The 9380-nt window shown below is 40.7% G+C and carries 11 protein-coding genes; 2 read left to right on the top strand and 9 right to left on the bottom strand.

Translation table 11 applies throughout. The annotated features are described in order from the left end of the window. Positions 1–112: 112 nt before the first annotated feature. The gene (locus ACED60_RS24630) at positions 113–319 is read left to right on the top strand and encodes a hypothetical protein (protein WP_017102559.1); all 207 of its coding nucleotides are present in this window, start codon (positions 113–115) and stop codon (positions 317–319) included. A gap of 66 nt (positions 320–385) precedes the next feature. Here the strand turns inward: ACED60_RS24630 and ACED60_RS24625 are convergent, their stop codons facing one another. From ACED60_RS24625 to ACED60_RS24595, 7 genes are all read right to left on the bottom strand, one after another. Further along, positions 386–1234 carry a hypothetical protein gene (locus ACED60_RS24625; protein WP_017102558.1) on the bottom strand — a complete coding sequence of 283 codons (849 nt, stop codon included), beginning with the start codon at positions 1232–1234 and terminating at the stop codon, positions 386–388. 205 nt (positions 1235–1439) lie between these two features. After that, complete coding sequence (locus ACED60_RS24620; protein ID WP_241810840.1) at positions 1440–2909, bottom strand: ATP-binding protein; 1470 nt, start codon at positions 2907–2909, stop codon at positions 1440–1442. Between the two features lies 1 nt (position 2910). Next, entirely contained in the window at positions 2911–3948 is a 1038-nt protein-coding gene (locus ACED60_RS24615) for a DNA polymerase (RefSeq protein WP_017102555.1), read from the bottom strand. Positions 3949–3993: 45 nt separating this feature from the next. Next, positions 3994–4764 (bottom strand): hypothetical protein, encoded by a 771-nt coding sequence (locus tag ACED60_RS24610; protein ID WP_017102554.1) that lies wholly within the window; start codon positions 4762–4764, stop codon positions 3994–3996. A 289-nt stretch (positions 4765–5053) separates the two neighbouring features. Beyond that, a complete protein-coding gene (locus ACED60_RS24605; RefSeq protein ID WP_371728657.1) occupies positions 5054–6169 on the bottom strand; it encodes a hypothetical protein in 1116 nt (371 codons plus the stop codon). 213 nt (positions 6170–6382) lie between these two features. Continuing rightward, entirely contained in the window at positions 6383–6556 is a 174-nt protein-coding gene (locus ACED60_RS24600; protein ID WP_017107722.1) for a hypothetical protein, read from the bottom strand. 297 nt (positions 6557–6853) lie between these two features. Further along, a complete protein-coding gene (locus ACED60_RS24595) occupies positions 6854–7120 on the bottom strand; it encodes a hypothetical protein (RefSeq protein WP_371728656.1) in 267 nt (88 codons plus the stop codon). A gap of 236 nt (positions 7121–7356) precedes the next feature. On the opposite strand from ACED60_RS24595, the gene ACED60_RS24590 reads away from it, so the two are divergent. After that, a complete protein-coding gene (locus tag ACED60_RS24590; protein ID WP_102501402.1) occupies positions 7357–8229 on the top strand; it encodes a YafY family protein in 873 nt (290 codons plus the stop codon). Between the two features lie 43 nt (positions 8230–8272). Here the strand turns inward: ACED60_RS24590 and ACED60_RS24585 are convergent, their stop codons facing one another. Together ACED60_RS24585 and ACED60_RS24580 are read right to left on the bottom strand one after the other, a co-directional pair. After that, complete coding sequence (locus ACED60_RS24585; RefSeq protein WP_102544242.1) at positions 8273–8701, bottom strand: DUF2787 family protein; 429 nt, start codon at positions 8699–8701, stop codon at positions 8273–8275. 15 nt (positions 8702–8716) lie between these two features. After that, positions 8717–9199 (bottom strand): hypothetical protein, encoded by a 483-nt coding sequence (locus tag ACED60_RS24580; RefSeq protein WP_265120519.1) that lies wholly within the window; start codon positions 9197–9199, stop codon positions 8717–8719. Positions 9200–9380: the final 181 nt, after the last annotated feature.

The following is a 9380-nucleotide window of genomic DNA, read 5'->3' as shown; positions in this document are numbered from 1 at the left end:
GTTATGGGGGTAAAGTTGGGTGGAAAGACAGGAATATTGGTATCCAAATCACATCAAGCATACGTGGTTAGTGGCATATTATTCAAATAACATTACTGAAATAGGATATCACATGCCAAAAGATAGAAATCTCGTTAATTTCTCAGAAGAATATGAACTAAACAATCGCCTAAAACGCAATAACAAGCGCCAAACCGAAGAGAACCGCCAAAAGTTAAAGAACATTGGTGACAAGGCTAAAAAACAACTGAATAAAACTCGACTCACACACGAAGAGCTAGACAACGCCATAGAACGTAATCAAGACAAGCTTGATTAAACAAGTATGGGGAAGTTTAGTGATGTCGTCGATTACCATCTCTATATGTCGACGACGCTTCTCTTATTAAGTTGATAAATTAAAACCGTTAAACTCGTACCTTTCCCCCCAAACATCCCATCCTTTCTTGCGTAAGTTTTGCCGACCAACTTTGACTTTTTCTGCTGTAAATAAATTCTCTAGCGGTAGATCTAACCCAATATTGATTGCCGATGCTACTGATGAATCTCGGAGCTTAAATGACTTAGGTAAGCCATTAAGACCCGCCTTTCTGGTCTGTAAGTCAGAAAAAAATAAAATAATGGTATCAAGATCAGAAGCTCTTTTCTGATTGACTAACAAATGCAATGGCTGCTCAGAGGTTTCTATTTCTGCATCAAAAAATCTATTTCGAAGTTCTTCAATAAAATCTATCGTCGTTGGCCAATACCTCGAATCAAAAGATAAAAGTGGTTTAAATCTCTCTCTCAAAAATGAATTGAAACGTGAATGATGCTGACTAGAGGCATTCAAAATGTCTGGTAAGTCAGTATCAACATATGAGTACCAGCGAGCACCTTCACTAAACTCTTCCCTTTCTTCTAAAAGTGACGCAAGCGTTCGTGCTGCATCAAAAACAGCTTGATTCGACTCGATAAACCTCTGGTAATCAGCCCGTATTTTAGTTGCTTGATTTGGGTGCCAGAACATATCCGCATCTACCAAGATTTCTAATATCAACCTTTTCTGGTGTTCATCAAGCTGGTTGTGGACGTCTTCAAAAAAATCATTGAGTTCACCAGAACGTTCGATAGATCTCTTATAAAGTGGAGTCAAACTCCCCCAAATATTGTTCTTCTGATTGTACTCTAAGTCCTTTTCAAGCCAATCAAGGCAAGCCTGCGCACTCGTAGTTAATTTGCTCTTCGTTTGCATATAAGATCCTGTAATTGCTAAGTTGTTACATTAATCTTATCGACCGAGAAATCAAAGTACGGTATTTGAAACAACTTTTTTATCTTTGCTATAAATACCTTGTCGTCGACGGTAAGCACCTGAACGATACCATAATCACTCAGGCACAAAAAAGCCCACTCAGCGTTAGAATGGGCTTCAATCAATATGATGTTCAAGGTTACGATTAAGCAGCTAGAGGCTTACCTGACACCATCACATAACGCTCGGTATCTCGACCTATCTTAAAATAAATTCCGTTGGCATTAAGACTGCTTTCTTGAGCTTTAAGCTTGCTTGTTAGTGCAGCAGCGCCTCGTGGTAAGTACATCGGGTTTTCATGATGCTGCAATGTTTCCAATAAGCGAGATGGAGTTGCTTTCCAAATTTTATCGTTCGCTGCTGATTTGATGAGCTTTTGCATAGCAACCGTAAGGCTGTCATCTTCTGTACCTGAGGCCATGATATTTCTCACATTCAACTTATAGGCTTTCTGTAACTTGCCCTCACCTAACCCCAGCACTTTCTCAATCGCAGCAAGCCACTTTGCAAAGTCCATCATACGAGCCGGATACTTCACTTTAGCACTTTCCTCTTCAACCAATGTTTTCGACGCCAACGTCAACAGTGAACCAAAAATTTCAGGTAATGCTGCTTCTAACTCCTGTTTTAGTAAACCTTCGGGCTTACGTTTGTCCTCTTCCATAGGAACAAGCGCGACCTTAAAGCAACGTGAGGCCAAATCTGATTCGGTCACAAAATTATGGATACCATTAAGCAATAAAGGAGCATGTAAGAGCAGTGAAGTTAAGCCATCATCGGAATACAAGGTACGAGAAGCAATATTACCCTTAGTTGCAGTCGTACAGAGCATATCACTTTGGTCTTTCGTGAGCTTACGTAAGTTGTCATACACACCTAAAAACATACTGTTAACTTGAATGGCAAAGTCTTGTTCACGTCTTGGCATTCGCAATCCATCAAGGCTACTTGGGTCCAATAAAGTACGTGTGACACTGTTGGAGAAGAAACTTTTACCTGAACCCTTCTCGCCTTGAATAAGCAATATTGGATAAGGGACACCGCATTCTTTCGGATGGGCCAAGATGTAAGTCATGTAAGCCACTAACTGAAGGAATGTGTTTGGGTCTGTATTAATGAACGGTTTTAGCCGTGTAATGCCACTTTTAATCGAAGTGAATTCAGGAGTCACCATAGGTTTCATGTCTTTAGGGCGACTAAATACCACTGATTTTGTTTTAGCATTAGGTTTACTCAGTACTTCTACATTACCTGCCGAAAGGTTGATGATTTCACCTTTATCATTACACAGGTCGATTAGTACTGACGCTTTATCTTTGGACAGTGCATTGCGAATTTCAATGGTAATCGGTGCTTTTTCATAGTCCCATACCATACTCTCTAGTTCTTCAATAATTTCATCAATATCTGCTGCCTTAAGGCGTGCTCCAAGGTCACGAGCAATCTTGCGAAGTACAGACTTGAATTTCTTACTCTTAATGTTTATGGCCTCTGTTGATGCACCTTTTCTCACCAACACATAGACTTGATCTTTCTCATCTACACACAAGTTTTGCTCTGGGTTTACGACTTCAATAATGTCGTCCATTGATATTGTGTTTTTTGATTTACTCATTTTATTCATCTCTGATCATCGCGGGTAGTTGCATTTCCACCTGCACATTTAATTTAAATCCATCCAATACCTCGGCGCTGGCGTCGGTTAACGCCTTTTTCGCTTGCCTAAGTTGATAGTCGTATTTATCGGTTTCTAACCGCACCAAGAATGAATCATGGTTGGTCAGTAGTACGGGGAGCTTGGCCTTGTCTAGGTTGAAGCAAGCTCGCCGCATAATGTCCGCACCTGTCGCCTGTATAGGCCAGTTGCGTATTGTTAGCGTGTTAATTTCTTGGGTAATTCCCATGCGCCAGTCTAATGAGCGTACCTCGCCTTGCCGCTTGGCTTTTAAGGCTTCACCGTCAAGGTAATAATCAATTGGGCTTAGGGCTTTCTTAAGCACCATCAGCCAGTTCATGACGTTTGATTGTGGTTGAGATAGCTCGTGCGCTATACGCTTTATGCTCGCTCCGTAAAGCTGCATGACTATTAATGTCTTTAATTCAGTGCGTGTTAATGCATTGTCCGTTACTGTTTCTATGAGTAATTCATAAATATCGCCTTGTTCGTATAAGTTAAGTAATTTCATGCACTTTGCTTTCTGCGCAGCTATCATTGGCTCTTGTTGGTCATAATCTAAGAGCACATAACAATATCCTTGCTGGGGACTCAGTAAGCCTTGCCAATGATGTTTTGGTATCAGATTTAAGGCACTTCCTGATGTGGTATCTCTGCCTGTTTTAGTACCGAAGACATTCACTACTTGGCGGTGCCAATCACCGCTTAAATCATGAGTCAGGCTAGCTTTAAATCTGACTAGCTGACTCACTAGAGCTAGGCTTCGGTTGGACTTTTTCTTACTGTATTTAGCTATCTTTCGATTGAGGTAATCAACATCAATGCGAATTGCAGGACGGTGATTAACATGAGCTAGATACCGTTTAATATTCACCAGTACCGCACAAGGGATTGTTTCCCCGAATGCAGATACTTGTTGTACTACATGTTGAGGAACCACCTTACGCGCCAGAGCAACATTAAGTTGTCTTGATAGCACGTAAGCATGTGGCTTACCTTCAATGCAATGTCTTGCAGCTATGATTCATGCCGCTTCTTCGTTGATATCAATGTCATCAAGCGAAATCTCTTCAAACTCTAGCTCATCCTCATCAAGGTATATGTCTTCAAGTTCGAGTTCATTTTTAACTGAACTGACAGGCTGCTGAATCTCCTGTAATTCTTCAAGGGAACCAGATTTAGGCAAATTAGCCTCTACCGCGTCGGTGTCGTCGAGTAGTTCAATCTCAGGTTCGTCGACAGCGTCAATCGTTGGACTGTTTTTTAATTTTCCGACTAGTGCAGGGTGATTGAGGTCAGCAATTTCATATTGACCGAATGCGTTAGCGTAAGCTTGCTGTACATCTTCATCGGTAATAACAATTGGTGTAATACCTGTTGCTTTATGCGCCTCGTAAACCTTAGCTATAACGTCACGCTTGGCGATAACAGATGATGTTTGCGCTTGCATAAGCAATTCATAGTTAGACACATGCCATGAGTTCTTCGTCTTAGCTGGTATCATGATGCTCTTTAGCTCGCCACTTTCTGTTTTGACTACATGGAGTACTTTAGTGCGGTAATGCTTGCGATCTAAATGTTCGATTAGATCAGGGTCTACGATGTACTGCACTTTGTAGTCAGTGTTTTTATACTGCTCCTCAATAACAACTAATTCAGCCACACCAAGTTTGCTTTGAAATGCTTCATCTTCACTTGGCACTTTAATATATGCGGCCTGCTCAGGTGCATCGTACTGCTCAGTGATTGATTTAATTGCTAGCGCTTTCTTTATGGATTTATTAAGTAATGACATTTTGCTTATCCTTTTGATTGATTTTTATTCATGCTGTGAACGATTCAGTGCATGTAGTGCGTCACTTGTCGACAGATGTAATTACAACCCAAATGGGTTATTTAAGCAGTCATCTGTGGTCCAGCTATTGCCTATCAGCCTTTCGTTATTTCAGCTTTTCCGCTGACAAATGCAGTATCCTTTAATTCAACCAATCCGGCTGTCATCTCTGCTCCGGCTTATGGAGAGCAAAAAAAAAGAGAAGCCGTTAAGCTTCTCCCTTTCAATTCAGTATCAATTTTTATACGTACTAACTGCCACGTTGACTCATTGCTATCAATTTGCCATTAATGAACCCTTCACTGTCTTCATTCTTATTCCACTTGGATAGTTCATTTTTTAAATCCAAAAAACGCTTATCTATTAGATCATTTTTTTCAGCTTCACTTTTACAGTAGCTAAGCAAATGCATGCTATCTCGATAGAAAAAACGATCATCTTTCGCAATGACACGGGCTAAATCTGAAAGACTCATTGGGTTTACCTTTAAATAAGAATAGGCCCACGCCTTGATAAATAGCCAACGATAAGCCGCTTTTGTACTGTCTGCTTTGAGATTGCCATTGAGTCTGACGTAAATATACTCTGCTGGCAGTTGTAGCATTTCTTTTCTAACCTTCTTTCTGCCAGCAGCGAAATCTGATTTTAACGCTAGACGATGAGTCAGAATCAAGTCAACAACCTTAATAATATCGTGGTTATACTCAACTAGTTCATTACCTAATTTATTAACGCACACTTGAGTAAATAATTGTGCATATAACGGCAGTTCTCCTTCGTAGAGTTGCAATACCGCTTTAGCTAGCCAATCATACTTTGCTCCGTTACTTAGCGCCTTAGTCCCACCTAGTTCCATATCCTCACAAAGAGACAGTTTAATAAGTTCATCACCAATTTGATCTGATTGCTCGATGATCATACGGACATCATCTTCTGTTATCTTGGCTAAAGGATCAGATAAGTGTTTATAAATTATGTAATCCCACAATTGGCAACATCGTTTACTTAAACCTTTCAACTCAGCTATCAAGCTAGGTTTATCTTCAATACGCAAAAAATCATTCTTGATTAAATCAACAGTTTTATCCGCTTTTTTACCGTAAGATTTTTGCAACATTAAATGAGCATCAAGCTTGTAACTATTAAGGAGATCTTCGCTGAAGAGACTTGCCGCGAACACGCAGTACCCATCATCATTTCCAGGAAGGTATTCAACGGTTATTGCTTCCTCGAAAAAGTCAGTATTTTCGTAACTAGGTTCTTCACCAATCTTTAGGTAAGAGAGCTGTTGATGAAAATCAGCAATGTACTTTTCATATGCATTTAAGTCGGGATCGTCAGGGCTAATTGTATAGTTATTTATCATTGTGCGAGCATATTCGATAAGTGGCTTATTATTTGATTATACTTAAATATATTAATGAGTGGTATCGCAGCCTATACGCAAACTAATATCTATATATAACTGTCTATCTGAATGGCACAGCACAGCTTAATATGGCTAGGAGGTTTCAACTCCCACCATCTGCGTCGTCGACAAAAAAAGCAGAGGCTATCCCCTGCTCACCTAGCTTATCCGTCAATCATCAATAACTTCGTCTGCGACGACACCAATGACGAAACCAGCGATACCTCCGATTAGTACTCCATATGGACCATATCTAGCCCCAATAGCAGCACCGACTTGAGCGCCACGGATACCAGTGTTCTTTTTTGATTGGGATGATGATTGTGAGAATGTTTTACTTTGCATACTTCCCTACCTCTTTATATAGATATGAAAAAGGGGCGTACTCAATTAAGAATACGCCCCTTAGATTTTTACCAATACAGCTTTAGTGAGAGTGACCGCACACCTGACAGCTACCATCATCATAAGCACGTTCACCACATGCAGGACAGGTTGTAACTAATGTTGTTATTGATTTAATCGCCATGTAAAGGCTCCTTCTTGTTGGTTTATTGGGTGTTGCGGAGCTCATTGATATCTCAACCTAGAGAGTTCCAATTTCGAAACTGAGATATCTAGAGCCAAGCTCCACAACAAAACTTATTGTGCTTTACCTTTCGGGGTATCTGAGCCGCATTGAGTCACATCAGTAACATGACCATTCATTGTTCCGCAGACATCGGCTTTCCATTGCACGATGACACCGTAAGATGATGGGTTCTGAATACCTGCTTTACCATTCCATTGTGGCTCTAGTAGTTCTTTCATTTTCGAGATATCGCCCGGATTCCCTCCGAACGTGCCACCTGCGAATACCGAAGATGCGAATAGCGAAGTTAGACCGAGCAGGATGATTGATTTTTTCATTTTTTGTTTTTCCTTGAAGATTGCATGTCCTCTTTCATAAGAAGACATCTGTTGATTAGTTTGAAGGTGTGGACTGACAGGTGGCGTCAGTTGGTAAAATTAATTTGAGGAATAACGGCAGGGCTTAGGTTTCGCGGGCTATGAAACCTATAACAAAATCGGTCACTTACTCATGACTATCGGGAAATAATGATGACTGACACTACCTGTCAGCGAATCAGTACATCATTGGTGATATGAATAAGAGTGAGAAGTTAGCCTACCGATTGAGTCAGATACTTTCCCGATTACATTCAGGAGAGAAACTGAGCCTTATCGACTTACAGCAGGAATTTGGAGTACATGAACGAACTGTACTTCGAGATTTCAGTCGACTGGCATTTCTACCTATCGTAAGAGAGGATGGATATTACTTCTTAAAGCAATTAGATCATCGTAACCCTAAAGCTCATTTAGCTCTGAACTCCCTATCGAGTATGGGAGTAGATAAGTTGTTTCCAGATAGAGCAGTCATGACTCAGGCACTAAGCCATAAGACACAATCTATTCTGTTCCGTCATTTACCTATCGAAGATTCCAGTCGCTTTCAGGCAACGTTACGTGTCATTGCGAACGCTATTCATCAACGAAACACTCTGACCTTAACGTGTCAGCGTCGTCGTTATCATCGGATTGAGCCTTACCAACTCATTAACGAACATGGGATTTGGCATTTGGTTTCAATGCTTAGAAACCAATCATATTCGTTTCGAGTGGCAGAGATTACAGAGTTAGTTCAACACGATGATATTTACACTCCCTCACCTAGCTTCAACGAGAAACTAACCAGAGAAGAATTACACTGGAATACTCAGGGTATTGTAGAGGTCATCGCTCAGGTTGGTTCTAGTCGAATTGATGATTACCAGAAGTTAGAACAACCTATGGCAATTCAAGTACTGAAAGAGTTGGGTTATGGCTCGACACTTATAAGCATTGAGACATCAGATATTCACGCATTAATGCCAGTCCTCAAATCTTGGCTACCTGATATCGATGTAATTTCTCCATCATGGGTAAAACAAGCCTTGGTTAGAGATGTTGAAACCTACCTAGCGACTTGTTCATGAGTAGGTTTATCGACAGCGTCGTCATTACGTCGACGACGACACCCTAACCTATCGAAACATCTATCTCATCGAAGCAGTCCATTCCGACGTAGCTTAGAAAGTTGGTTTCCCACATCGAATAGAACTCAGCGACACTGGATTCAATAATGGGAACTTCCCCCATGTATCGGATGTAAGCTACACCATGACCAAAATCAAAGTCGATTTCTTTCTCAAGTTCAGGCATCAATCCACAGTAACTAAAATCAGTGATGTAATCGAAAATCCATTGGTCATTAAGCCTAGTGATAAGGATTTCAGTAGGGTGAAAACCACCGCTCTCAGTGCTATAGCTCGAATCTCGAAAATTTATGGTTACAGCATGGGTTGACGGGGTTAGTTTCTGAGAGCGATCAATAACCATGTTAATTACATCTTGAAGGTCGGTACTAATTGGTAGCACTAGACGCTCTTTATCGAAGACTAAATTCATAATGAGATCCTTCTGTTATTTGTTCTTGGTAGGTTTGATGTGATTAACGAGGCCGAGAAGCTCCTTTTTCCTATCTTGGTATTTATCTGAAACGACATGTAAGTAGATAGACGACTCAGCTTTCACGGCTAAACCTAGACCACGAACGATAGCGGCACAGAAGCCCTGATTGTTAGCGGAACCAGAAGAATAGAGGGATTTGTAGACCTGACTTTTCCATGGTTTATCACCCTGAGATTCGATAACCTCGAATAACTTAGAGCATGGAATCCACTGTTTTGAATGTAATCCGGCCCCACCACTTTGTCCGGAGATTCGGAAGTAGAGGTGTTTATCCTCACTGTTTTGAGCAACCTCGAAGAGGACTTTCCCTTGAGATTTTGAACCTAGTTTGTCTGCTTCCCCTGATTTGAGGATGTTTGAGAATGGATTGTGTTTTGACGTGTCTTTAGATGCATCAGCTTCTGTATTCGCTGTACTGCCTTTAGATTGGTTCATAGAAACTTTCCTTTATTTATTGAACTAGAAAGAAGACTCTCACCGTTACGAATAGGTAAAAGTCATTCTAATTCAATAATATAAATTCATTTCGAGACTTATTACGCCTAGGGTTCCTTCCTGTCTTTTCCTGTCCGGTTCCGGTCCTCACCACCGATATCAACACAGTTTTCTACATTTT

It is taken from the genome of Vibrio sp. 1F279 (assembly GCF_041439815.1).
Lineage (GTDB): Bacteria > Pseudomonadota > Gammaproteobacteria > Enterobacterales > Vibrionaceae > Vibrio > Vibrio tasmaniensis_A.
The sequence above is the reverse complement of the archived record's forward strand: the minus strand, read 5'-3'. Positions and strand labels throughout refer to the sequence as shown.